The organism is Candidatus Tumulicola sp. (genome assembly GCA_035601835.1).
Taxonomy (GTDB): domain Bacteria; phylum Vulcanimicrobiota; class Vulcanimicrobiia; order Eremiobacterales; family Eremiobacteraceae; genus DATNNM01.
This window is the reverse complement of the sequence record DATNNM010000007.1, coordinates 1-26075: the sequence shown is the minus strand read 5'-3', so window position 1 is coordinate 26075 and position 26075 is coordinate 1. Positions and strand designations below refer to the sequence as shown.

Below are 26075 nucleotides of genomic sequence, written 5' to 3'. Positions count from 1 at the left end.
GGACCTGACAGTTTGTCTATCAAGCCAGCGGGATGTAGTGCCGGGGCTTTAGCCCCGGATGGTGAACATCTCACACTATGGCTAGCTCGCGTTTCATGCGCGAAGCGCTGCGCCTCGCCGCGCGTGCGAAAGGCAACACGAGTCCGAACCCGCTCGTCGGCGCGGTCGTCGTGCGCGACGATGAGATTATCGGACGGGGCTTTCATGCTCGCGCCGGTACGCCGCACGCCGAGGTGGTCGCGCTGAACGAGGCCGGCGCGCGCGCGCGCGGCGCGACGCTCTACGTGACGCTGGAACCATGCCTGCACCATGGCGCGACGCCGCCATGCGTGGAGGCCATCGCCGCTGCGGGCATCACGCGCGTCGTCGCCGCGATGGAGGATCCCGACAAGCGGATGCGCGGTGCCGGCTTCGCGGCACTGGGCGCGCGGCAGATCGCGTGCGAGATCGGCGACGGAAACCCGGAAGCGGCCCGGCTCAATCAGGCGTACGCGCATCAGCGCGCGACGGGTCTTCCGTTCGTCACGCTGAAGATGGCGCAAAGCCTTGACGGATTCGCAGCGCGCCGGAGCGGCGAACGCACGCAACTGACGGGTGCGGCCGCCGCCAGATTCGTGCGCGCGCTGCGTTACGAAAACGACGCGGTCATGATCGGAGTCGACACTGCGATCGTGGACGATCCCGCGCTCACCGTGCGCCCGCACAAGGCGCGCGCGGTGCCGTACCGGCGCGTCGTGGTCGATTCGCACGGCAGGCTTCCATTGAGATCAAAACTCGTGCGCGATCGTAAACATGCCGCCACCATCGTGGCGACGACCGCAGCCATGCCGTCATCGGTCCGCCAAGCGCTCACCAACGCGGGTGCCGTCGTGCTCGAATGCCGTGCCGCGCAGGGCCGCGTCGATCTCATGCACCTGCTCGCACAGCTGGCTGAGCAAGGGATGATCAGCGTGCTCTGCGAAGGTGGTCCGACGCTCGCCGGTGCGTTACTGCGCGCACGCTGCGTCGGCAAAATCCACTGGCTCATCGCCCCTCTGTTCATCGGCTCGCACCAGATCGGCGACGCGAACGGCGCCAAGGGCGTCGTCGCGGGAGCGCTCGATACGCGCTTGCGCGTCGAAGCCGTCCGCAAACTTGGAGAGGACGTGCTGCTGACCGCGACTCCGGAGGACGCCCCACAATCTTCACTGGACTCATAACCCGCACGGGACTGGTCTGCCGAATTCGCCCGATCGAAGGGGGCTCGCGTCTGGTCATCGAGTGCACCGGTCTCTCCAGACCCGCGCTGCTTGGCGCAAGCATCGCGATCAACGGCGTGTGCCTCACCGTCGTGGAGGGAGACGAGAAGACTCTGGCGTTCGACGTCATTCCCGAGACGCTGTCGCGCAGCAATCTGGGAGCGCTGCGGCCCGGCGATATGGTCAATATCGAGCCGAGCCTGCGCCTCGGCGATCCGCTGGACGGCCACATCGTGTACGGTCACGTGGACAGCACCACGCCCATCCTGCGCAAAGCCTCGGAACCACCGGGGTTTCGCCTGTGGTGCTCGCGGCCCGTAGCGCTCGCGCCGATGATCGTAGAGAAGGGATACGTGGCCCTCGACGGCACGAGCCTGACCGTCGCAGGCGTCGCGGAAGACGGCGCATCGTTCGCCGTTGCGCTCATCCCTGAGACGCTGAAGCGCACGACGCTCGGCGCTAAAGGCGAAGGGGAGATCTTGAACTTGGAAGTCGATCCGATCGCGCGCTACGTGCAAGCTCTTTTATCGGCACAGACGCACGCGCGCCCCGCGTCCGCGTCCGCGAATTAAGAAGATCATGCCGCTCGCCACGATTGAAGAAGCGATCGCCGACATCCGCGCCGGCAAGATCATCGTCGTCATGGACGACGAAGATCGGGAGAATGAAGGCGATCTGACCATGGCCGCGCAGATGGTCACGCCCGAGGCCGTCAACTTCATGACCAAGCACGGGCGCGGGCTGATCTGCGTGCCGATCATCGGGCGGCGGCTCGACGAGCTGCACATCCCCATGATGGTGAGTGAGAACACCTCGCCGCTGGAGACCGCGTTCACGGTCTCTATCGAAGCGAAGGGACGGACCACGACCGGGATCTCAGCGCACGATCGCGCAGCGACCATCAACGCGCTGCTCGACCCGAGCGCAAAACCGAGCGACTTCTTGTGCCCAGGCCATACCTTCCCGCTGCGCGCGCGCGACGGCGGCGTGCTCGTGCGCGCTGGTCAAACCGAAGCGGCGGTCGATCTTGCGCGGCTGGCCGGACTTTATCCCGCCGGCATCATCTGTGAGATCCTGGATGCCGACGGCAGCATGATGCGCCGCCCGCATCTCGAATCGTTCTCGGCCGAGCACGGGCTCACGCTCATCACCGTCACCGATCTGATCAAGTACCGGATGCGCCACGAGAAGTTGGTGAAGCGCGTGGCGACGTTCAAAATGCCGACGCGCTTCGCCGAGTTCACCGGCTACGGCTACGAATCGCTCGTGGACGATGCGTGCCACGTGGCCCTCGTGCTGGGCGAGATCGGCGACGGCAAAGATGTGCTCGTGCGCGTCCACTCCGGCTGTCTGACCGGAGACGCGCTCGGCAGCAAGCGCTGCGACTGTGCCGCCCAGCGCGACGCGGCGCTGCAGATCATCGCGGCATACGGCCGCGGCGTTTTTCTGTACCTGCATCAGGAAGGCCGGGGGATCGGCCTTGCCAACAAGCTGCGCGCATACGAACTCCAGGACAGCGGCGCCGACACGGTGGATGCGAATCTCAAGCTCGGCCTCCCGGTGGACAAGCGCGAGTACGGCACAGGTTCGCAGATCCTCCACGACCTGGGCGTGCGCGAGATGAAGATCATCACGAACAACCCGCGCAAGATCGCCGGCCTCGAGGGTTACGGCCTGAAAATGACCGGACGTGTGCCCTTGATCATAGACGGCGACGAATACAATGCAGATTACCTGAGGACGAAGAAAGAAAAGCTCGGCCACCTGTTTGAACCGGCCCCTTAAGGGAGACATGCGCTTCGCCATCGTCCGCAGCCGTTTCAACGAGCCGATCACGCAAGCGCTCCTCGACGGCGCCCTACGCGCTTTCGACGAGGCGGAGATCGGGCGCGACGGCATCGACGTCACTGAAGTACCGGGCGCGTTCGAGCTGCCCGTCGCCGCGTTGTGGCTGGCCAAGACGGGGAAGTACCAAGCCGTGGTGTGCCTCGGCTGCGTGATCCGCGGCGAGACGCCGCATTTCGAGTACGTGGCCGGCGAAGCGGCGCGCGGCATCGGCGAAGCCGCGATGCAAACCGGTGTGCCGGTCATCTTCGGGGTGCTGACGACCGACACAGCCGCGCAAGCGTGGGCGCGCGCAGGCCGCGATGGGCACGCGCGGGCCGAGCACGTCGGCGAGCCGGCGGAGACGAACAAGGGGCATGAAGCGGCGCAGAGCGCCATCGCGATGGCGCGGCTCCGCGCAACGTTGTAGCCACGGAGCTTTAGCTCCGTGTTCTTGGGGTGCAAATCCATGGACACAGCGACGGACGAAAGACTGAACACGCTTCTCACCGGAGCGCCGTTGCATTTTCCCGGCGAGACGGGCGAGGCGGCGCGCATCGTGCAGCCGGAATGGATCGTCGAAGCGGTGCGGCTCGGCGTGGCCGTGGACATCGACAATGCGGTTCTCACAGGGCCTCTCGATCTCGAGGGCCGCTACGTCCCCGCAGGCTTCTCCCTGACGAATTCGCATTGCCCGGCGCTCGTGCTCACCGAAGCGCGCTTCTTGCAGGTCGCGCGCTTCGACGGCTGCACGTTTGACGGCGAAGTCAAGCTCAAAGGCGTACGCGCGGATCAAGACCTGTCATTCGCCGGCGTGCGCTTCGCTCGGGCGTTGGATCTCTCCGACGCCGCCATCGAGGGCTCGCTCGTGCTGAAAGGCGCGACCCTGCCGGAATCACTGCTTGGGTCCGGCGTGCGAACCGGGGCCGCATTCGACGCTGCGGGCGCACGCCTGCAGGGTCGCGTGGAACTGGCAGGCGCGCACATCGGCGGGGATCTCATCCTGGACGGGGCCGCCTGCGAACGTGAAGTGCTCTTGGCCGAATGCGCCGTCGGGCAGAATTTCTCGGCCAAGAAATCCTTGTTCGCCGGCGATTTCGACGCGCGCCATGCGCAGGTGCAAGGCCGCGCAGACTTCGTCGAAACGACGTTCAAACAGCCTGCCCATTTCTGCGGCATGCACGTCAATGAAGCCGTCACGGCAAGCGCGGCGGCGTTCGACTCCGAGACCGATTTCAGCGAGGCGCAACTCGGACAGCTCGCCTTGTCCAACATCAACTTCAAGGCCGCCTTCACGATGAAGGATGCTCGCATCGCCCGGCAGTTCACGTGCGTCGCTTCGACCTTCGCCGCAAAAGCGAACCTCGCGGGCGTCACCGTCGGGGGTGATTGCACGCTTGAGGACGCGGTGTTCCACGGCGATGCGTCGTTCCACGGGCTCGACGTGAGCGGCGCGCTCGCGTGCGAGTCGGCGACCTTCGAGCAAGGCGCGGACTTCATCGAGACGCGTCTGGCGAAAGGCGCAGACTTCACGCACGCGACGTTCAAAGGCGAGACGGCATTTGCCAATGTGCTGGTGGGCGGCGCGCTGGATTGCAAGCGCGCTTCCTTCAACGCAGTGGTCAACTTCAGCGCGGCACGCGTCGAAGGCGCAGCGTCATTCGAGTGGACGACGTTTCAGTCCGGCGTGCAGTGCACCGGAATGCGCGCCGGATCGCTGACATGCGCGAACGCCGTCTGCGATCGGGGCGCCGATTTCAGCGCCGTGGAGATCAGCGGCAACGCCGATCTGACGAGCGCGACGTTCAAAGCCGACGCAAGTTTCAGCAACGCCGCCGTCAAGGGAGACCTCGTCGCAAACGAAGCCGCATTCAAACGCGCGGCGGGGTTCGCACACGCGAAAGTCGGAGGTTCGGCACGTTTCGACAAGGCCACGTTTGATGGCAGCGCCACGCTGCGCGGCGCCGCGGTGAGCGGGGATCTCAGCTGCACGGGCGCGACCTTCGCCGCGGAACTCAACGCCGGAGCCGTGCGCGTGGGCGGCGCAGCCGACTTCGGTGGAGCGAACCTGAGGGGCCCCATGGCATTCGGGTCGGCCGAAATCGGCGGTCGGCTCAATTGCGAAGGCGCGTCGGTCTCCGGCGAGGCGGTCTTTGCGGGAACGAGGGTGCGCGGCGCTCTCATCATGAGCGGCGCGACCTTCGCGAAACCTGTGAATTTCGACGGACTCATCGCGAGCGACGAGTGGTCGTGCGCGAAAGCGACGTTTGGCGGCGCGCTGCGCTGCCACGACGCGCGCGTCTCTGGTCCCGCGCAGTTCTCCGGCGCTTCGTTCAAGGGTCCGACAGCGTTTCACCGGTCGGGTTTCCTGAAGCCGGCGACGTTCGATGCAGCCTCGTTCGAAGGACCTGCGGAGTTCAACGGCGCGCAATTCGGAGCGAGCGCGAGTTTCGCCGGCGCCACCTTCGCCGATCGCGCCGATCTTGAAGGCTCCAGCATCAAAGGCGACCTTCTCTGCGCAGCGGCCGCGTTTCACGGCGAGGCGCGCTTCACCGGCGGCAACGTCGGCGGCGCGGTCGATTTTTCAGACGCGACGTTCAAGCAGCGCGCCATCTTCGACGGCATCGTCATCGGCGGAGCACTGCAGTGCGAACGCGCCAATTTCGAAGCCGAGGCGCATTTCGTCGGGAGCCGGATCAATGGACCGGCGCGCTTCTCGGAAGCAGTGTTCGAGAAAACCGTCGACCTGCGCTGGGCTCGCTTCAAGACGCTCGATATCGGCGAGCGCGGCGCCGCTGCCGCGCCGCGCGCCCCGGCGCGAGCCAAAGGCGCCAACGGCGCGATGGCTGCGCCATCCGCGCAGCAGCGCAAGGCGCGAGAACGCGGCGCTACCCTCGACCTGCGCGGCGCGCACTACCTCATCATCCAATCGGAAGTGCAGGGCGCCGGCGAGGCCGCGACTTTTCCGGCCGAGCGCGCCGAACGGCCGCCGCGCGCGACCGGATTGTCGGCGCGCGTGCAGTCCGGCTTGGCAGACGAAGCGTACTTCGCGCGCCGCGAGCGCGAAGGCAATGCCATCCATCCCGCGCGCAAGGTCTGGACGCGAGCTTTTTGGGGCGATCTCCTGCGCCTGCTTGGCGACCGCTTCTTGCGTTACAGCGCCGGCTACGGCGTGAGACCATGGCGCATGCTCGCTTGGCTCGCCGCACCCGTCGTGGTCGCCTTCCTGATCTTGGCGTTCGTGCCCGGCGCGGCGAAACTCGCCGCGACGCCGCAATCGAAATACGAGTGCGATCAGACGGCGCCGCTTGGGGACGCAGCCTGGCTGAGCGTCGCGTATTACGCCTCGCTCGATCCAGGCGGCCTCACCGCATGGCGCGCCGGCGGCTGCGTGCTCACCGGAACGCAGATACCGGCTTGGTCGTTCGCGCGCATCGAGCGCGGCCTCGGGTGGATTTTCATCCCGTTGGCCCTGCTCACGTTCACCGGCGTGCTGCGCTACATAGGCGGCGACCGCCGGCAGGACTAAGAGCCGGCGCATGCCGGACAACTGGAAGGCTGACCTCGCGCGCAGCGACGGTTACTATTCGTTGCGGAGCGAGGCGACGCGCGGCGTCGAAGTCCGGCTCTTCCTGACCGCAGCGCTGCTCGCGGACCTCGAGGACAAGGTCTACGACCAGATCCTCAACGCCACGCGCTTTCCCGGGCGAAACTTGTCGTCATCACGCCCGACGTGCATCACGGCTACGGCGTGCCGGTCGGGTGCGTGCTGCTCACGGAAGCGAGCAGCGGCGCGATAGCGATGGGTCCGGTCGGCTACGACATCGGTTGCGGCATGGTGTCGGCGTCATCGCGTGTGCCGGCGGAGGACGCGACGCCCGCGCGCAAGCTGGCTTTCAACCGCGCCGCCATGCGTCGCATCGAACTCGGGCCCGGCGGCAAGAGCAGGACGTTGCGGAATCTCGACGAGCGCGAATTCGAGCACCTCGTGCGCGGCGGCGCGCAATACTACATCGAGCACCACGGCTCGCGCGTCGATCGCAGCCAGGCCGAGCGCGATCGTCTGCCGGTGGACGACGCGTGGTCGATCCCGTGGGGCGGGCGCGGCAGACCGGAGCGCGGCATCCGCCAACTCGGCAGCCTGGGCGGCGGCAATCACTTCATCGAACTGCAGCGATCCGAGCAGTCCGGCACGTTGTACGTCCAGATCCACACCGGCTCGCGCGGCTTCGGACACGGCCTGGCCACCAATTATTTCGACCTTGCCAAGAACGAAAAGCCCGACAAGATCCGTCATCTGGACTTGGGGTACTTCACGCCCGATTCGAGGCACTACCGCGAATATCTCAATGCGGTGGCCGCCGGGGGAAACTTCGCGATCATCAATCGCTTCATTCTCTACGAGCAGATCGCGCTCGCGTTCGAGGAAGTGTTCGAGGCGCCGCTGGATCTCGTCTACGAGATCAGCCACAACCTGGTCCAACGCGAAACGCAACCCGAGTTCGGCGACGTTTGGGTCCACCGCAAGGGCGCGACGCGCGCCTTCCCGGCAGGGCATCCAAGTCTCGAGGGGACGCGCTGGGCCAAGACGGGCCACCCCGTGCTCATCCCGGGCAGCAACATCGACCACTCCTATATACTGCGACCGCTGCCGGGCTCGGTGAAGAGCGCCTATTCGGTGAATCACGGAGCGGGCCGGCGCATGTCGCGCAGCCAGGCACACCGCCAGCTCGACCAGCGTGAGATCGACGCGCAATACCGGGGCCGCGGCATCCAGGTCAATACCGATGGTCGAGTCCCGATCGACGAGTCCGGCACGTGCTACAAATCAGCGCAGGAAGTCGTTTCCTGTGTGGTGGAGGCGGGACTGGCGCAGATCGAGTGCACGCTCGTCCCCCTGTCATCGATCAAGGCGATGGAGTAAGAGGAAGAGACCCAATGCGACTGGCTGCGATCGCGCTGCTGACGGCGGCGCTGGCGACGATAGGAGACTCAAGCGCGGTGAAGGCGAGCATTCCGCCTTTCGGAGCGAACGACGCAGCGGCGGCAGACAACGCGTTCGGCTTTGCTTTGCTTCGCGCCGTCACGAAAGGCAAACAGGCCAATGCCGTCCTGTCGCCGGTGAGCGTGGGCTTGGACCTCGCCATGGTCTACAACGGCGCGCGCGGGCAGACTGCGACCGAGATGGACGCGGTGCTGCAGCTGAAAGGCACGTCGCCGCGGGCCCTGAACAGCGCGAACAGCTCGCTTGAGAAAACGCTGCGCGCCCCGGTCAAAAGCGTCGAACTCGACGTGGCGAACTCGCTGTGGTCGGATCGCCGGCGGTTGGCGCTCGATCCTGCGTTCACTAAAGCCCTGGCAGCGGCATACGCAGCCGAGATCCGCGATGTAGATTTTTCCGCGCCCGCGACGCTCGGCGCGATCAACGCCTGGGCCGATAAAGAGACGCGCGGCAAGATCAAGAAGATCCTCGACAGCATCTCGCACCAAGACCTGCTGTTCTTGATCAACGCCGTCTACTTCAAAGGCGAGTGGTCCGCGAAATTCGACAAGAAGCTCACCGTCGACCGCGATTTCAAGTCGGCCGGCGGAAGCGTGAAAAAAGTGCCGCTCATGCAGCAAAGCGGCGAATACCGCTACGCCGAGACAAAACTTTTCCAAGCCATCCAGCTGCCCTATGGCGACGGCGCTCTGCGCATGTTCGTCTTCCTCCCGGACAAATCGTCAAGCCTGGCCGAACTGGTCGAGACTCTCGACGCGGCGAATTGGTCGCGCTTTACCAGCGAGTTCAGTCCGCGAAGAGGCCACATCGAGCTGCCTCGTTTCAGCGTGGAATACAGCGCGCTGTTGAACCGCCCGCTGATGGAGCTGGGCATGCGGCGGGCGTTCAGTCCGCAAAGCGCCGATCTGGGCGCGATGTTCGTGGCCGGCAAGAGCCGAGCGAATCCGTTCATCGGGTTCGTCAAGCACGACACGTACTTGCGGGTCGACGAAGAAGGATCGGAAGCGGCGGCCATGACGACGACGGGCATTCGGACGACCTCCATCCGCATCGAACCCCCGCCGTTCACGATGGTCGTGGACAGACCGTTCTTCTGCGCCATCGCCGACGGACGCACCGGCGCGCTCCTGTTCGTAGGTGCGATCTACAACCCGTAACGAATAGAGGCGTTCATGGCACGCGCAACCACGAATCGCAACGCAGCGCGCAAGTCCACCCACCTGATGGCTTGCGCCAAGACATATTACAGCGAACCGCTCACCCTCGTGCAGGGCGACGGCGCATACGTCGTCGACGACGAGGGCCGCCGCTATCTCGACTTCTTCGCCGGCATCGCGGTGCTGGTCGCGGGCCACAATCACCCGAAGGTGAAAGCCGCCGTGCACGATCAGGTGGACAAGATCGTGCACACCTCGACGCTGTACCTCAACGAGCCGGTGCTCGACCTCGCCGACAAGCTCGCGGCGATGTCCCCGCCGGGGCTCGACAAAGTGTTCGTCGGCAACTCGGGCACGGAGGCGAACGAATTGGCGGCCGTGCTCGCGCGCCACTTCACGAAGCGCAGCGAGTTCATATCGCTGGCGCACGCCTACCACGGCCGTTCGGCATGGACGGTCGGCGTGAGCGGGCTCTCGACCTGGCGCAACTGGGGCGCGGAGCCCTCGAACGTGGCGTTCGCGCCGAACGCCTACTGCTATCGCTGCCCGCTGGGTCTGACCTATCCGTCATGCGAGGTCGCCTGCGCGAAGGCGGTTGAAACGGTCATCAAGACGGCGACCTCGGGAAACGTCGCTGCGTTCTACGCCGAAACGATCCAAGGACTCGGCGGCATCATCACGCCGCCGCCGGAATACTACGGGCTCGTCAAGCAGATCCTCGACCGCTATGGTATTCTGTTCATCGCCGATGAGGTCCAGACCGCGTGGGGCCGGCTGGGCAAGAATCTGTTCGGCATCTCCGATTGGGGCGTGACGCCCGATATCGTCACTTCCGCCAAGGGCCTGGCCAACGGCATGCCGATCTCGGTGGTCATCGCGCGGCGCGAGATCGCCGACGCATATCAAGGCCCGCACATCAACACTTTCGGCGGAAATCCGGTCGCCGCGCGGGCCGCCGTGGCGACGCTCGAAGTCATTGAAGAAGAGCGATTGACCGCCAATGCGGGCGCCATGGGCGATCGCCTCATGTCGCGGCTTCGCGAATCCGCGCAACGCCACGCCATCGTCGGCGAGGTGCGCGGCCGCGGTCTGATGATCGGCATCGAACTGGTGGAGAATCGCGCGAGCAAAGAGCCGTCGGCACAAGCCGCCGAGCGCGTGCTCGAAGCGTGCAAGGAGCGCGGCTTGCTCATAGGGCGCGGCGGTCTGTACGGCAATACGCTGCGCATCCAGCCGTCGCTTGTGATCACCGCGGGGCAAGTCGATGAAGCCGCGGTCATCATCGACGCCGCACTCGCAGACGCAAGCAAGGAGTTCGCGCGCGCGTGAATCCGGCGCACATCGCGTATGACTCCGGCGTGCTCCGCATCATCGATCAAAGCAAGCTGCCGGGCTCGCTCGAGCTGCTCGAGCTGCGCGCCCCGGACGACGTGGCGCAGGCCATCGCTGCGATGAAGGTCCGCGGCGCGCCCGCCATCGGCATCGCCGGCGCGTACGGCATGGCCATCGCCGCGCTCATCGCGGCCGCCGCGGCGACGGATTCCAATCAATTCCTGCAGCAGATCGCAGGCGCCGCGGAGCGCCTTGCGAGCGCCCGGCCAACGGCGGTGAACCTTTCCTGGGCCGTCACTGAAATGCTGAACGAGGCGAAGCGGCGCATCAACGCCGGAGAATCGCCGGTGCAGGCCGCGCTCGCCCTGCAGATCGCGGCGCGCGCCCTGCACGAAGATGACGTGGCGACATGCCGGAGGATCGGCGATGCGGGCGCGGCGCTGTTGCCCGCCGGCATCAACGTGCTCACCCATTGCAATACCGGCGACTTCGCGACCGGCGGGTACGGCACAGCGCTTGGCATCGTGCGCTCGGCCTGGCGCGCCGGCAAGATCGGCAGGGTGTTCGTCGGCGAGACCAGGCCTCTGCTCCAAGGCGCGCGCCTCACGACCTACGAGTTGGCGGCGGACGGCATTCCCTATACTCTGATCACGGATTCCGCCGCGGCGCACTTCCTCGCGCGCGGCGAGATCGGCACCGTGCTCGTCGGCGCGGACCGCATCGCGCGCAACGGGGACGTGGCCAACAAGATCGGCACGTATGCCTTGGCGATCCTAGCGCGCGCTCATCGCGTGCCGTTCATTGTCGCGGCGCCGCGTTCGACGTTCGATCCCGGCATCGAAAACGGCACGGCCATCAAGATCGAAGAGCGCGATCCGCGCGAGGTGCTTGAGGTCGGCGGCGTGCGCGTCGCGCCGGAAGGCGCGCGGGCCGCCAATCCCGCGTTCGACATCACGCCGGCCTCTCATATCGAAGCGATCGTCACGGAATTCGGCGTCTTGCGGTCGCCGTACGAAGACTCGATCGCCGCGATGCTGCAGCAGACGCCGGTGCGCGCCGGTGCTTCGCAGTGACGCCGGCGAAAAAAGCCCCGTCCAAAGTCGGCTATCTGGATTTCGTCGCTGCTCGCGACGTGCCCGTTCCACCGCTGGTAGTCGTCGCGGGCAAAGAGCACATGCTCGCGGACGACGTGGTGCGCCTCGTCATCGCCGCGGCCCTGCCCGACGAATCGCTGCGCGCCCTCAACCTCGACGTCGTGGATGCAAGCGCCGGCACCAGCGCCGGGTCGATCATCGAGAAGATCGCCGCGTTGCCCTTCCTGGCGCAGCGGCGCGTCGTGGTGGTGCGGGGCACTATCGATCTTAAGAAGGAAGAACGCGACGAGATCGTCGAGGCGGCGACGGACGTGCCGGAATCCGCCCTGCTGTTGATCGACCATGCGGGAAAGCCGGCGCGACCGCAGGGGCGCAAGCCGATGGACGAAGCCGCAGCCTTCGCCAAAGCGACGCCGGCGTCGCTGTTCGTGGACTGCACGCTGAACGCGGCGGCCTCCGCGAGATATGTCGAGATGCGCGCCGCGGAGCTTGGCGTGAAGGTGGACGCAGGCGCGGTCACCGCGCTCGCCTCGATGGAAAATGCGACCGAGATCAAGAACGTGCTCGACCGCCTCGCGCTTTCGCTCAAACGGATCCGGCTCGACGACGTGCGCGAGTACGCGCTGCCCAGCAGCGACGTCAAATTTTGGGATCTTGGCGGGGCGGTCAACGCGGGCGACACCGAGCGGGCGCTCAGACTGGCGCACGAAATCGTCTCCGGTCCTAGCGACGCCGTCGGTCCGCTCATCTGGCTCGCCGCGGACGCGCAAATCGTGTGGGAGCTGCGCAACGGATCCCGCGCCGACGCGTATGCAGCGGCGACGGGCCAGAACTTCTGGCGCATCAAGAACATGCTCGGCGCGTGCCGCGACTTGTCGGCAAAGGAGCTCAAAGAACGCGTAGACGTCACGATGGCGGCGCTGGAGCGATCGCTGACCGGACGCCGCCAAGCCGATCAAGCGCTGGACGAAGTGATCGTCCGCCTCACCAGCAAGAAGTGATGTGAGAGGCCGGCGAACCGCCCGCGCCGAAAGAAAATCACACCGATGACCTCCAGCTATTCATCACCGTTTTCTTGGCGATACGGCAGTCCCGCCATGCGCGCGCTGTTCTCCGAGGAGACCAAACGGCGCATGTGGCGGCGCATGTGGCTCGCTCTCGCGCAGGCGCAGTCTAAAGCCGGATTGGTCTCCGAGGCGGAGCTCGCCGATCTGCGCCGCTACGTGGACGCGGTCGACATCGCAGCCGCCGACGCCATCGAGAAAGAGATCCACCACGACCTGATGGCCGAACTGCGCGTGTACGCGGGCCAGGCGACGGTCGGGGGCCGCAAGCTGCACCTCGGCGCGACGTCGATGGACATCGAAGACAACGTCGACACGGCGCGCATGCGCCTCGCCCTCTCGATGCTGTGCGCCGGCGTGCGCGAAGCGCTGGATGCGTTCGCGGTCAAAATCGATCAATTCGCGGACCTGACCTGCATGGCATACACGCACCTGCAAGCCGCGGAGCCCACCACGCTCGGCTATCGCATGAGCATGTGGGCGCACGATCTGTATTTCGATTACGAGAATCTCAAATGCCTGGCCGCGTGGCTGCCGAGCAAGGGCCTGCGCGGCGCGGTCGGAACCGCGGCATCCTTCGAGCGCCTGCTCGAAGGCACCGCCGTGACGCACGAGCAGCTCGAACGCGAAGTCCTCGAAGCCTTCGGATTGCGAGCGGTGATGATCACCGGCCAAACCTATCCGCGCCGCCTGGACTACGTGGTGGTCGCCAACGTCGCGGCCTTGGCCGCTTCCTGCAGCAAGTTCGCGTTCGACGTGCGCGTGTTGGCGAGCAGCCCATTCGGAGAATTGGGCGAGCCGTTCGGCAGCAAGCAAGTGGGCTCGTCGGCCATGCCCTTCAAACGCAACCCCATCATGTGCGAGCGGATCTGTTCCTTGGCTCGCATCATCGCCGCAAACGTCGACGTGATGTGGCACAACGCCGCGGACAACCTGCTGGAACGCACGCTGGATGACTCCGCCAACAGGCGCTCGGCCATCGCCGAGACGTTCTTGACGGCGGACGAGATCGTCTCGCTCGTGCGAAAAGTGATCGCGGGCCTGCGCGTCGACCAGACCCGCATCCGCGCGAACCTCGAGAAGTTCGGGCCCTTCGCCGGGACCGAAGCGTTGCTGATGGAGGCCGTCAAGAAAGGCGGCGACCGCCAGGCGCTGCACGAACGGCTGCGCGAGGCTTGCATGCGCGCGTGGGACGCGCTGGAGAAGACCGAGAAGAACCCGCTCGAGGAGATGCTCGCTCGCGACCCGGAGTTCGCCAAGCACGTCGGCGCGGACGAGCTGAAGCGGTTGATGGACGCCACCCGCCACACGGGGTTCGCAGCCTCGAAAGCGCGCGAGTTCGCGGCGAAGGTGCGAACGCTGGAAAAAGCGCCGGCCGACGCCACGCTCGGAAATGTAGTGCCGGGGCTGGGAAATGTAGTGCCGGGGCTTTAGCCCCGGAAAGGATAGCGATGAACAAAGGACCTGAGGTCGCGCGCGGCAAGACCAAGATACTGTACCAGCATCCGGAAGAATCCGGATCGGTGATCGTCGCGCAGCAAGATCAGATCACGGCGGGTGACGGCGCCAAACGCAATGTCATCGCCGGCAAGGGCAGGCTTGCCGCCCTGACCACGTCGCGCATCTTCCGGCTGCTCAACGCGTGCGGGCTGCCGACTCACTACCTCGCGGGCGGCGAGGACGCCGACGGCAACGAGATGATCGTGCGCCGCTGCGAGATGATCCCGATCGAAGTCGTGGTGCGCGGGGTCGCAGCCGGATCGTACTTGAAGCGCAATCCCGGCGTGAAGTCGGGCAGCGTGCTCGCGCCGCGCCTGGTCGAGTATTTCTTCAAAGATGACGCGCGTCACGACCCGCAATACACCGCCGAGCAGGTCATCGACGAGAATCTGGCCACGCCGGCGGAACTCGCGCAGATGAGCGACATCGCGCGCCTGGTGTTCGACATCCTCGCGCATGCGTGGCGGCAGCAAAGCGTGCTGCTCGTCGACCTCAAAGTCGAGTTCGGCCGCGTGAAGAATCCCGACGGCACCACCGAGATCCTGCTCGCCGACGTCATCGACAACGACTCGTGGCGCGTATGGCCCGGCGGCGACCAGGCGCTGATGCTCGACAAGCAGATCTATCGCAATCTCTCGACCCCTTCGGCCGGCGATCTCGAGACGATCAGGGCGAAATACGAAGAAGTCGCCGAGCGCGTGGGCAGATTCCAAAAATCTTCGGGCGGCATGGTCTGCATCATGATGGGTTCCGCCGCCGATGCGGCGCATGCCGAGCGGATCGCAAAAGCGCTCTCGATGTTCGGAGTCCCGACCCGCCGGCACGTGGCGTCGGCGCACAAGACGCCGCAGTACGCCCTCAGCCTCATCCAGCAGATGGACAACATGCTGGGGCGCGTGGTGTACGTGACGATCGCGGGCCGCAGCAACGCGCTGTCTGCCTTCGTGGACGCCGCGACCGCCAATCCGGTCATCGCATGCCCCGTGCTCGGCTCGAACTGGGCGGGCATGGAGATCCTTTCGAGCTTGCACTTGCCCTCCGGCGTCGCCAGCGCGGTCGTGCTCGAGCCCGAAAACGCCGCGCTCGCCGCCGCCAAGATCTTGGCCGTTGACGACACGGTCTTGTTCGGCCGGGTTCTCGTTTCGCAGTACCGCTCGCGATCCAACGTTCTGGAAGCCGATGCCCGCCTGAACGCGCCGCCGCCGAACGGCAAGACGGGCGCGTGACCGGCGCCGCGCAGCTCGAACACGCCGCAGAAGCGCTTTCGATAGCGGGTTGCGGCGACGACGAACTCGTGCGCCTCGCTCGTCGCGAGGCGCTCGCGCTTAGCGCGGCGGAACTACGCGCCATCGCCGAGCGCATCGGCCGCAATCCGACGCGCGCCGAGGCGCACGCGTTTGCGATCCAGTGGAGCGAGCACTGCTCGTACAAGAGCAGCCGGCCGCTCTTGAAGAAGTTGCCGACCAAAAGTCGCGACGTGCTCGTCGGCGTCGGCGAGGACGCAGGCATCCTTCGCGCGGCGACGATCGAGGGTGTCGAATACGGCGTGGCGGTGGCGCACGAGAGCCACAATCATCCATCGCAGGTCGTTCCCTTCGAAGGCGCGGCGACCGGCATCGGCGGCATTTTGCGCGACGTGCTGTGCATGGGCGCTGAAGTGGTCGTCAGCGCCGATCCGCTGCGCTTCGGTCCGCCTGCGCTCGGCACCCACGCCGCATACGTGGCGGCGGCGGCGGTGGACGGCATCGCGGCGTATGGCAACGCGGTGGGCGTGCCCAACATCGCCGGTGACGTCTACTTCCACGAATCCTTCACCGAGAATTGTTTGGTGAACGTGGTCGCGCTCGGCATCGTGCGCGCCGATCGCATCATTCACAGCAGGGTGCCGTCCGACGGCGCCGGCTACGATCTCGTGCTGGTCGGCAAGGCCACCGATGGGTCAGGCTTCGGCGGCGCAGCCTTTGCGTCGCTGATCCTGGACGCTGCTCAAGCGCAAGCCGACAAAAGCGCGGTTCAGGTCCCCGACCCATTCTTGAAGAACGTGATCATGCGCGGCACGTACGCGGCGTTTCGAGAAGTCGCGGAACGCAAGCTCTCGGTCGGGTTCAAGGATCTTGGCGCCGGCGGCATCATGGGCAGTTCGAGCGAACTGTGCAGCGCCGGCGGCTTCGGCGCCGCGATCGACATCGAAAAGGTGCCACAAGCAGTCCGGGGCTTGCCGCCGTTCGTGATCGCGTGCGCCGAAACGCAGGAGCGCATGCTGTGGGCCGTGCCGCCCTCGTTCACGCCGACGCTGCTCTCTATCTACAACAAGCGCTTCACGTTGCCGGAAGTGGCCGCCGGCGCGCAGGCGGCGGTCATCGGCACCGTGACGCGCGAGAAGCGCTATGTGGTGAAGTCCGCCGGGGCTACGGTGATGGACCTGCCGATCGACGTCCTCACCGGCCCCGTCCCCACCCCGGACCGCAAGGTCGCCTCTTCGGTGAATGTAGCGACCCGAGCGCAGCTCGGGTGTAGCGTTCCGAGCGCCAGCTCGGACACGAGAGCTATCCTCCTCCGCGTTCTCTCCCACCTCGACGTCTGCAGCCGGCGGCCGCTGATCGAGCACTACGACATGGTGGTGCGCGGCGCAACCGTCATCCCTTCCGGATATGCGGACGCGGGCGTGTTCCTCATCAAGCGAGGAGCGCGCGCCGGCATCGCGCTCTCGGTGGATGGCAATCCGCGCTACGGCGTAATCGACGCGAGTCTCGCGGCGGCACATGCCGTGGTGGAGTCGGCGCGCAACGTGGCGGCGGTCGGCGCGCAGCCGATCGGCCTGACCGATTGTCTCAACTACGGAAATCCTGAGGACCCGCTCGCTTACGACCAGCTCGTCCAAGGGGTGGACGGGCTCGCAGAAGCGGCGCTTGCCCTGCAGCTGGGCGCCCCCGGAGAACCCCTGCCGTTCGTCAGCGGCAACGTCAGTTTGTATAATGAGGCTGCGAGCGGTCGCGCGATCTCGCCGTCGGCGATCGTGGCGTGCATCGGCCGCGTCGACGATGTCAGGCGCATCGCGACCATGCAGCTCACGGCGGCCGAACGCAATCTCTTTCTGCTCGGCCCGCGCACCAGTCGACTCGGCGGTTCCGTCTATGCAGCCTTGATGGGCATCGCGGACTCAGCGCTCCCCGCCATCGATTATCGCGAGGCCGTGGCGTCCATCAAGACGGTCGTCCGGTGCGTGCAGCGCGGGATCGCCAGCGCCGCGCATGACATCTCTGACGGCGGACTGCTGGCGTGCGTCGCCGAGATGTGTCTCGGCGGCGACGCCGATGGAGCGATCGGCGCTCGTCTGCGCGCGACGAGCGAATGGGCGCAGTGCGGAGAGCACGCTGCGCTCTTCGGCGAAGCCGGTGGTTTCGTGGTCGAGGTCGCTGACGAACGGCTCAAAGCCTTCCACGAGACATGCAAGGAAAACGCTGCCGAACCGGTGCTTGTGGGAAGAACGGGCGGCAGCGGCTTGAGCGTCAAAGGCAGCTGTGACGTGGGGCTCGCCGCATTGTGCGAGGCCTGGCTGTCGCCGCTCCAGGAACTTTATGCGTAGCCCGAAGGTCGCAGTCATCGTATTTCCCGGCACGAACTCAGAAGACGAGACGGTCGACGCCTGCCGTGATGCCGGCATGGATGCGTCATTGTTCTGGTGGAGCGATGATGTTGCTTTGCTGCGCAGATTCAACGCCTACGTCATGTGCGGAGGCTTCGCGCACGAGGACCGGGTGCGCGCGGGCGCGATCGCCGCGAAGAGCCCGATGGTTGCGGTCGTGAAGGAAGAGGCAAAGCGGGGCAAGTTCGTGCTCGGTCTGTGCAACGGCGCGCAGGTGGTCGCGGAGAGCGGCATGCTCGGCGACGTGGCGATCGCCCGCAACCTGCCATCGCGCCGTTTTCAGTGCCGGTTCGTCGAGGTCGTGACGGATGACGAACCTGATCGCTGCGCGTTCACGCGCGGCTTGTCGCCGGGTTTTTCCATGCGCATGCCGATCGCGCACGGCGAAGGCCGCTTCACCGGCGCGCCTGCGTATTTCGACTCCCTCGAAGAGCGCGCTCAGATCGTGTTGCGCTACGCAGGCACGGCACCGAACGGCGCCATGCACCGCGCCGCGGGGATCTGCAACGAAGAAGGCAATGTGCTTGCGCTCATGCCTCACCCGGAGCGCTCCGCATGGGTGTTCAACGCGTCCTACGCGACCCCGGGAATGCGCGGCAAAGACCCGAACCAAACCGTCGGCTCGCACGCGATCTTCCAGTGCATGGCGCGCTCGTTGAAAGGGGCTTGAAATGAAACATCCGCAGTCGAGCGCTATCTGGTACGTCATCGCTTTCCTGATCCTAGCCGCCGGCGTCACGTGGGCCACGATCGGCTTCGTCGGCGACATCAAATACGCGCAGTCACAAGCGCTGACGCGTTTTGTCATGCCCGCAAGCCAGGATCTCAAGCTCACCAAGTCGGGCGGGTACACGCTCTACTACGAGTATCAAAGCGACCTCAACGGGGAGATGTTCAACACTGGGGAGGAGACGGACATCCAATGCTCGGTCACGTCTCCTTCAGGCTCCAAGATCGCCGTCCAAGCTTCCGGCATGAGCTCTTCGTACAGCATCGGCTCGCGCTCGGGCAAGGCGCTCGCGGCGTTCAGCATCGATGCGCCCGGCACGTACGCGCTCGCGTGCGCTCACGCGAACGGCAGCGGACCTCGCGTCGTGGTCGCCGTCGGCCAGGCGTTTACCGCGAGTCTGCTCGTCGGTATTTTCCGCGACATCACGATTCTGATCGTCTCGTTTCTTCTGAGCGCGATTATCATCGTCGTGACGCTCGTGCGGCGCGCGCGCTAAAGGTGCTGCAGCTCGAAGTCGCGATCGAACTCACCGTGCCCGACAATACCGCGTTCACCGTGCTGGTCGCGCTGCGGCAACTCGGCTATGCGGAGCTCGCCCGCGTCGAGCGCGCCGAGGTCTTGCGGCTCAGCCTCGACCAGCCGCCCGAGAACGCAGAGGAGATCGTCGAAGCGCTCCGGCGCGCCGAAGTCATCTTCAATCCGAACAAGCACCGAATGCGACGAACGCACGACGCCGCAGATTCGAACGCTTGGGAGGCGATCGTCTCGGACCGCGACGACGATAACAGCGGGCTCGCGCGCCTGCTCGCTGATCATTTCGGCATCCGCGATCTCAAAGCGCTCGAGCGCGCAACGGCATGGCGCTTCTTTGACGAGCATGGCAGCGCGCCGAAGGAGCGCCTTGAATGGGCGTGCCGCGAGCTGCTGGCAAACCCCATTTCCCAACGCTGGTCTGTGCGCGAGGTCGCGCAAGCCGCAGCGGTGAACTAGAACAGGCAAGAATGGCAAAGAAAACCGCTGCGCATCTGCCCCAACTCTACACCATCGCCACGCTCGGCAGCCACTCCGCGCTCCAAATCCTCAAAGGCGCCAAGGACGAGGGCTTCCACACGCTCGCGGTGAGCACGCCGCAGAACGAAGCGCTGTACGCCAGCTTCGGGTTTGTGGACGAAGTGCTCGTCATACCCAAATACGGAGATTTTCCCAAGGTCGAAAAGGAGCTGAACCAGCGCAAGTGCATCCTCGTGCCGCACGGTTCGTTCGTCGCGTATCTTTCGCTCGACGAGCACAAGGCGATGACGACGCCGTATTTCGGCAACAAGGCGGTGTTGGACTGGGAAGCCGATCGCATGCGCCAGCGCGAATGGCTGCTCAAAGCCGGCTTGAAGATGCCGCGCCAGTTCCGCAAGGCGAGCGAAATCGACCGGCCGGTGATCGTCAAACTCTACGGCGCGCATGGCGGTAAAGGGTACTTGTTCGTCAAGAACGCGGAAGACTTCGCCACCCGCGCCTCGCATCTCGTCGAACAGCAATACATCATCCAGGAATACGTCATCGGCGTGCCGGTATACATCCATTATTTCTACTCGCCGTTGACCGGCAAGCTCGAGATCATGTCCATGGACCGTCGCTACGAAAGCAACGTCGATTCGCTTGGGCGCATCCCGTCGGCCGACCAAGAGGGCTGGAACATCCAGCCGAGCTACGTGGTGATCGGCAATCAGCCGATCAGCTTGCGCGAGTCGCTGCTCGCCGAAGCGTTCCACATGGGCGAAGCGGTCGTGCGGATCAGCCGCGAGCTGTGTCCGCCGCGCGGTCTCTTCGGCGCGTTCTGCCTCGAGACGATCGTCACGCCCGACGCGGAATTCTTCCTGATGGAAGTGTCGGCGCGCATCGTGGCCGGCACGAACCTGTTCATCGACGGCTCGCCGTACTCGTATCTGAACTACGACGAGCCGATGTCGACCGGCCGGCGCATCGCGCGCGAGCTCAAGAACGCGCTGCTGTCGAACAGCCTCTCGCTCGTGCTCGACCAGTCGGGCATACATTTCGAAGATTTGGTGCGGCCGATCAAACCGGTGCCGATCCCCGGCCCCGGCGTGCCGGCCAACTAGGCCGGACTAAAGTCCGGCATACCACATGAGCGATTCCGTGTCCCAGGTGCTCGCGAAGTATGAGCTGGGCGCGCTGACGCTTTGCTGCATCGGCAGTCATTCCGCGCTCGACGTGTGTCTCGGCGCCAAGCGCGAGAAGCTCCGCACGCTCGTGCTCACGGCCGCGCGGCGCGAGCGGACGTATGCGCAGTACTACAAGACCCGTTCCGACGGCAGCGGCTGCGTGGACGAGACGATCGCGCTTGGTCATTTCGCCGAAGTGCTGGACGCCGGCGTGCAAGAGAAGCTGCTCGCACGCAGCGCCATCTTCGTGCCCAATCGCTCCTTTGAGGTGTACGCGCGGCAGCGTTATTCCTACAATCAAATAGAACAAGGCATGCGCGTGCCCTTCTTCGGTTCGCGCCGCCTGCTGCGCGCCGAAGAACGCGACGAACCCGGCAATCAATACGAACTGCTCGCGTCCGCCGGCATCCGGTTCCCACGGCGCCTAAAGAGCGCAGAGGACATCGATGGCTTGACGTTGATCAAGGCGCCGCACGCGAAGGTCTCGTTCGAGCGCGCGTTTTTCGTGGCCGCCAGTCCGGAGCAATATCGCCGCCGTTCGCAGACCCTCATCGCGGCGGGCGTCATCAGCGAGCAGGGTCTCGCCGGCGCGCTGCTCGAGGAGTACGTGCTCGGCCCGACCATCAACTTGAATTTCTTCTGGTCGCCGATGCTCGGAGAATTGGAGCTGCTCGGAACCGACACGCGGCGGCAGACCAACGTAGATGGAGCGCGCAGCCTGCTCGCCATCGAACAGGCCTCGCTCGGCGGCGCGTTCACGCCCTCGATGGAAGAAGCCGGGCACATGCCGGCCACCGTGACCGAGTCCATGCTCGAGCAGGCCTTCGACATGGGCGAGCGCTTCGTCGAAGCCGCGCGGGCGGCGCGCCCCCCGGGCATCATCGGGCCGTTCGCGCTGCAATGCGTCATCGCCGCCGGACCGCCGAAGTCGTTCGTCGTCTATGACGTCAGCTTGCGTATCCCGGGCTCGCCGGGCACCAAGTACACGCCCTATTCGGCGTATCGCTGGGGCCGCGAGCTGTCGGTCGGTGAGCGGATCGCGAAAGAAGTCGTGTTGGCGCGCGCGGCTGGCCGGCTGGCGGATATTCTCACGTAGGGCTCCAAGACTAGCACATGCCGGAGACCGTCGTGATCCTCGATTTCGGCGCCCAATACGCGCAGCTCATCGCCCGGCGAGTACGCGAGGAACACATCTACTCCGAGATATTGCCCTTCGATGCGCCGTGGGATGAGATCATGGCGCGCGACCCGGCGGCGTTCATCTTGACGGGCGGGCCGGAAAGCGTGTTGGCGGACGGCGCTCCCCACGTGCCGCCGCAGCTCGCCGAGGCCGGAAAACCCGTGCTGGGCATCTGCTACGGGCTGCAAGAGATGGCCCGCGCGCTGGGCGGCGAGGTCGTGCCCGGCGAGATCCGCGAGTTCGGCAAGGCGGAGCTGGTCGTGGACGCCGTCCACTCACCGCTCTTCGCGGGCGTGGCGGCGCGCTCGCAGGCGTGGATGAGCCACGGCGACACCGTCATCCAGCTGCCCAAGGGTTTCATCACCCTCGCTCACACCGAGGCCTGCGCCCAAGCCGCGGTCGGCAACCCGGATACGAATTGGTACGGGGTGCAATTCCACCCCGAGGTCAAGCACACCGAGTTCGGACGTCAAGTCTTCCATAATTTCTTGCGCAAGATCGCGGGCCTCTCGGAAAAATGGGAGATGGCGTCGTTCATCGAGCGCTCCGTCGAGCAGATCCGAGCGCAGGTCGGTGAGGGCAAAGTGCTGTGCGCGTTGTCGGGCGGCGTGGACAGCGCGGTAGCCGCTACGCTGACCGCACGCGCGATCGGCGACCGGCTGACCTGCGTCTTCGTCGATCACGGCTTGCTGCGCGAGCGCGAGGCCGAGCAGGTGGTCGAGGCGTTTCGCGACGTGCTGCACCTGAATCTGATCGCGGTCGACGCGCGCGAGCGTTTCTTGTCGGCGCTGGCCGGCGTGGTGGATCCCGAAGAGAAGCGCAAGATCATCGGACGGGAGTTCATCGCGGTGTTCGAAGAGCACGCCAAAGAGTTCGCCGGCGCCAAATTCCTCGTGCAGGGGACGCTCTATCCCGACGTTATCGAAAGCAAGACGCCGCTCTCTAAAGCAGGCCATAAGATCAAGACGCATCACAACGTAGGCGGATTGCCCGAGCGCATGCACCTGACGTTGATCGAGCCGCTGCGCTTGCTGTTCAAGGACGAAGTGCGCCGCGTCGGGCGCGAGCTGGGTTTGCCCGAGCACGTGGTCAACCGCCAGCCGTTTCCCGGCCCCGGTCTCGCCGTCCGCGTGCTCGGCGCGGTGGATCGCGAGCGCCTGGACGTTCTGCGCCGCGCCGACGCTATCGCGCGCGAGGAGATCGAGCGCAACGCGGACGGCGAACTGCCCTGGCAGTACTTCGCGGTGCTCACGCCGCTGCAAAGCGTCGGCGTGATGGGCGACGGCCGCACGTACGCGAACCTCGTCGCGATCCGCGCGGTGAGCAGCGAGGACGGCATGACCGCCGATTGGAGCCGTTTACCAGCGGATGTGCTTGCGCGCATCGCCACGCGCATCGTCAACGAAGTGCCCGGCGTGAACCGCGTGGTCTACGACGTCACGAGCAAACCGCCGGCGACGATCGAGTGGGAATAATCCATCGTTGTAGCGTTCCGAGCGCCAGCACGGACGCGCGACCTAAAGGTCGCGCGAAGCACGAGGGGTCAGCAGGACCTAAAGGTCCTGCTCCACGATCTTGCTTGAAAACTCGCATTTGTTGTAGCGTTCCGAGCGCCAACCCATGAAAGTCCTCATCGTCGGCTCGGGCGCACGGGAACACGCGCTCGCCTGGAAGATCGCGCGGTCCTCCGGCGTTGAAGCGATCTTCGCCGCGCCGGGCAATGCCGGCACCGCGTCGCTCGGCACCAATTGGCCCGGCGTGTCCGCCACCGACGTCCGATCGATCGCGGCGCGCGCCGCGCAGGAGAAGATCGATCTGGCCGTGATCGGGCCGGAGGCTGCCCTCGCCGCGGGCGTCGCCGATGCGTTGCGTCGCGAAGGCGTGGCCACCTTCGGTCCCGGCCGCGCCGGCGCGCGGCTCGAGTCCAGCAAGGCGTACGCGAAGCAATGCATGTTGCGTTGGGGCATCCCGACGGCCGCATTCCGCGTCGCCAACGACAAGAAACAGGCTATGAATCACCTCAAGCACTGGCAGTATGGCGGCGTCGTCGTCAAAGCCGACGGTTTGGCAGCCGGTAAGGGCGTTGTGGTCTTCGATTCCGCGGACGAAGCGAGCGGCGTCGTCGAGCGCTGGTACGAGGAACGTTCGGTGCCTGGCGGCGGCACGTGCATCGTCCTGGAAGAAAAACTCGCCGGCAAGGAAGTGTCGGTCATGGCGATCACCGACGGAACTCGCGCGCAGATCCTCGAGCCGGCCTGCGACTACAAACGCGCCGGCGACGGCGATACGGGCCCCAATACGGGCGGCATGGGCGCGTATTCGCCCGCGTCGGATGTGGTGGACGGCGCCCTGCTGGAGCGGGTCAAGAGGGAAGTCATCGAACGCGCACGCCTCGGCCTGGAGCGCGACGGCATCGAGTACCGCGGCTGCCTCTACGCCGGGCTCATGATCACCAGCCGGGGTCCGTACGTGCTCGAATTCAACGCGCGTTTCGGCGATCCGGAGACGCAGGTGGTGCTGCCGCGCATCGAATCCGGCTTTCTGGAGGCGCTCTGCGAAATAGCCGGACTAAAGTCCGGCATACCACATCCGGGGTTAAAGCCCCGGCACTACAATACCGACATACCGCATTCAAGCTCGGCGTGCGTTGCGGTCGTCATGACCTCTGATGGATACCCGGAAAGTTCGAAGCCGGTCAGCGGCTTGCCGGCGCCCGCGCCTCAGGAGGACGTCACGTTCTTCTGGGGCGGCTCGAAAACGGCCGGCGACAAGATCGACGCGTCAGGCGGCCGGGTCCTCACCGTCAGCGCGCTCGGGGACTCGATCGCGAGCGCGCGCGAGCGTGCCTACGCCGCTTGCTCGGCGTACGCCGCATCACTGCCGCAGGACACCACGCTGCGCTGGCGCACGGACATCGCCGAGCGCGCGTCGAAGTCTGCAGTGAACGCGGCATTGACACCCCATGCCCCTTCGGGGTAAGTTTAAGGAAGATGAAGACCCGCACGCAAGCGCAGTGGGACGGCTACCGGCCCAAGCCGGCTGGAAGCGAAGACGCCGTACACGACGCTTGCGGCGTCTGCGGGATCTTTGCTCCGGGCGAGGACGTCGCGAGGTCGACGTTCTTCGCGCTTTATGCCCTGCAGCATCGAGGCCAGGAGAGCGCCGGCATCGCGGTCTCGGACGGCTTCGAGTTGCGCTGCCACAAAGACATGGGCCTCATCTCGCAGATCTTCACCGAGGATATTCTCGCCACACTGCCGGGCTATCTCTCGGTCGGGCACACGCGCTATTCGACCAGCGGCTCGTCGATCGTCTATAATGCGCAGCCGCTGCTGAACAGCAGCTCGCTCGGCCAATTCGCGCTCGCGCACAACGGCAATCTCGTCAACACCGAGGCCTTGCGCGATAAACTGCCCGACACGCTCGTGCCGACGAGCAACTCGGATTCGGACGTCATGGTGCGGATGCTCGCGCTCGCGCCTGATGGTCCGATGGAAGATCGCATCGAGTACCTCATGAAGGAATGCATCGGCGCGTTCTCGGTCGTGCTCTGCACCGAAACCCAGCTCTTCGGCTTCCGGGATCCATGGGGCGTCAGGCCGTTGTGCCTTGGCAAGTATGGAAGCGGCTGGGCGCTGGCATCGGAATCGTGCGCGCTGACGACGCTGGGCGCCGAGTTCGTGCGCGAGGTCGAGCCCGGCGAGATCGTCATCATCGACAAAGAGGGCATGCGCAGCCGGATGGTCGCGACCGACATCAAGCCGGCCAACTGTATCTTCGAATACATCTATTTCTCGCGACCGGACACGGCGTTCAAAGGTCGCGAGCTGTATCTGGCGCGCTATCAGATGGGGCGCGAGCTCGCCAAAGAAAAACCGATTCCCGCCGACGTCGTCATGGGCGTGCCCGACAGCGCCACCGCCGCCGCGATCGGTTATGCCGACGAGTCCGGCATCCCGTTCATCGAAGGCCTGATGAAGAATCGCTACATCGGGCGGACGTTCATCAATCCGGATCAGCGCATGCGCGCGCAGGGCGTCAAACTAAAATTCAATCCGCTGCTCGCGAATCTCACCGGCAAACGGGTCGTGCTTGTGGATGACTCGATCGTGCGCGGCACGACGACCCGCC

At 65.5% G+C, this 26075-nt stretch carries 22 protein-coding genes; all 22 read left to right on the top strand.

The genetic code is table 11. The annotated features are described in order from the left end of the window. The first annotated feature begins 77 nt into the window (after nucleotides 1-77). Nucleotides 78-1199, top strand: a complete 1122-nt coding sequence (ribD, locus tag VN934_01895) for a bifunctional diaminohydroxyphosphoribosylaminopyrimidine deaminase/5-amino-6-(5-phosphoribosylamino)uracil reductase RibD (protein HXM17544.1) — start codon at nucleotides 78-80, stop codon at nucleotides 1197-1199. Next, entirely contained in the window at nucleotides 1181-1810 is a 630-nt protein-coding gene (locus tag VN934_01890) for a riboflavin synthase (protein ID HXM17543.1), read from the top strand. Before ribD ends, VN934_01890 begins: the two co-directional genes overlap by 19 nt. A 7-nt stretch (nucleotides 1811-1817) precedes the next feature. Then, on the top strand, nucleotides 1818-3023 hold the full coding sequence (locus tag VN934_01885; protein ID HXM17542.1) for a bifunctional 3,4-dihydroxy-2-butanone-4-phosphate synthase/GTP cyclohydrolase II: 1206 nt from the start codon (nucleotides 1818-1820) through the stop codon (nucleotides 3021-3023). A 7-nt stretch (nucleotides 3024-3030) separates the two neighbouring features. Then, nucleotides 3031-3492: a 6,7-dimethyl-8-ribityllumazine synthase gene (gene ribH, locus VN934_01880; GenBank protein HXM17541.1), complete on the top strand. Its 462-nt coding sequence runs from the start codon at nucleotides 3031-3033 to the stop codon at nucleotides 3490-3492. Nucleotides 3493-3531: 39 nt separating this feature from the next. Then, a complete protein-coding gene (locus VN934_01875) occupies nucleotides 3532-6591 on the top strand; it encodes a pentapeptide repeat-containing protein (GenBank protein HXM17540.1) in 3060 nt (1019 codons plus the stop codon). A gap of 10 nt (nucleotides 6592-6601) precedes the next feature. Next, on the top strand, nucleotides 6602-6862 hold the full coding sequence (locus tag VN934_01870) for a hypothetical protein (protein ID HXM17539.1): 261 nt from the start codon (nucleotides 6602-6604) through the stop codon (nucleotides 6860-6862). Continuing rightward, the gene (locus VN934_01865) at nucleotides 6796-7986 is read left to right on the top strand and encodes an RtcB family protein (GenBank protein ID HXM17538.1); all 1191 of its coding nucleotides are present in this window, start codon (nucleotides 6796-6798) and stop codon (nucleotides 7984-7986) included. The genes VN934_01870 and VN934_01865 overlap by 67 nt, the downstream gene beginning before the upstream one ends. A gap of 14 nt (nucleotides 7987-8000) precedes the next feature. Beyond that, nucleotides 8001-9221, top strand: a complete 1221-nt coding sequence (locus VN934_01860) for a serpin family protein (GenBank protein HXM17537.1) — start codon at nucleotides 8001-8003, stop codon at nucleotides 9219-9221. Nucleotides 9222-9236: 15 nt separating this feature from the next. Further along, on the top strand, nucleotides 9237-10550 hold the full coding sequence (locus VN934_01855; protein HXM17536.1) for an aspartate aminotransferase family protein: 1314 nt from the start codon (nucleotides 9237-9239) through the stop codon (nucleotides 10548-10550). Further along, nucleotides 10547-11626, top strand: coding sequence for an S-methyl-5-thioribose-1-phosphate isomerase (gene mtnA / locus VN934_01850; GenBank protein HXM17535.1), 1080 nt, complete (start codon nucleotides 10547-10549; stop codon nucleotides 11624-11626). Before VN934_01855 ends, mtnA begins: the two co-directional genes overlap by 4 nt. Continuing rightward, a complete protein-coding gene (locus VN934_01845; protein HXM17534.1) occupies nucleotides 11623-12648 on the top strand; it encodes a hypothetical protein in 1026 nt (341 codons plus the stop codon). Before mtnA ends, VN934_01845 begins: the two co-directional genes overlap by 4 nt. Before the next feature lie 45 nt (nucleotides 12649-12693). Beyond that, nucleotides 12694-14145 (top strand): adenylosuccinate lyase, encoded by a 1452-nt coding sequence (gene purB, locus VN934_01840; protein HXM17533.1) that lies wholly within the window; start codon nucleotides 12694-12696, stop codon nucleotides 14143-14145. Between the two features lie 17 nt (nucleotides 14146-14162). Continuing rightward, complete coding sequence (locus tag VN934_01835) at nucleotides 14163-15437, top strand: phosphoribosylaminoimidazolesuccinocarboxamide synthase (GenBank protein ID HXM17532.1); 1275 nt, start codon at nucleotides 14163-14165, stop codon at nucleotides 15435-15437. Then, nucleotides 15434-17797, top strand: a complete 2364-nt coding sequence (gene purL, locus VN934_01830) for a phosphoribosylformylglycinamidine synthase subunit PurL (GenBank protein HXM17531.1) — start codon at nucleotides 15434-15436, stop codon at nucleotides 17795-17797. The genes VN934_01835 and purL overlap by 4 nt, the downstream gene beginning before the upstream one ends. Beyond that, the gene (purQ, locus tag VN934_01825) at nucleotides 17790-18527 is read left to right on the top strand and encodes a phosphoribosylformylglycinamidine synthase I (protein ID HXM17530.1); all 738 of its coding nucleotides are present in this window, start codon (nucleotides 17790-17792) and stop codon (nucleotides 18525-18527) included. The genes purL and purQ overlap by 8 nt, the downstream gene beginning before the upstream one ends. 1 nt (nucleotide 18528) lies before the next feature. Then, complete coding sequence (locus VN934_01820; GenBank protein ID HXM17529.1) at nucleotides 18529-19083, top strand: hypothetical protein; 555 nt, start codon at nucleotides 18529-18531, stop codon at nucleotides 19081-19083. 2 nt (nucleotides 19084-19085) lie between these two features. Beyond that, complete coding sequence (locus tag VN934_01815; protein HXM17528.1) at nucleotides 19086-19577, top strand: hypothetical protein; 492 nt, start codon at nucleotides 19086-19088, stop codon at nucleotides 19575-19577. A gap of 11 nt (nucleotides 19578-19588) precedes the next feature. Beyond that, complete coding sequence (locus tag VN934_01810) at nucleotides 19589-20701, top strand: formate--phosphoribosylaminoimidazolecarboxamide ligase (GenBank protein HXM17527.1); 1113 nt, start codon at nucleotides 19589-19591, stop codon at nucleotides 20699-20701. Between the two features lie 25 nt (nucleotides 20702-20726). Then, a complete protein-coding gene (locus tag VN934_01805) occupies nucleotides 20727-21860 on the top strand; it encodes a DUF1297 domain-containing protein (protein HXM17526.1) in 1134 nt (377 codons plus the stop codon). A gap of 17 nt (nucleotides 21861-21877) precedes the next feature. Beyond that, nucleotides 21878-23419, top strand: a complete 1542-nt coding sequence (guaA, locus tag VN934_01800; protein HXM17525.1) for a glutamine-hydrolyzing GMP synthase — start codon at nucleotides 21878-21880, stop codon at nucleotides 23417-23419. 145 nt (nucleotides 23420-23564) lie between these two features. Beyond that, nucleotides 23565-24923, top strand: coding sequence for a phosphoribosylamine--glycine ligase (gene purD / locus VN934_01795; protein HXM17524.1), 1359 nt, complete (start codon nucleotides 23565-23567; stop codon nucleotides 24921-24923). An 11-nt stretch (nucleotides 24924-24934) separates the two neighbouring features. Then, nucleotides 24935-26075, top strand: a 1141-nt coding sequence (gene purF, locus VN934_01790) for an amidophosphoribosyltransferase (GenBank protein ID HXM17523.1), incomplete at its 3' end; no start/stop codon positions are given.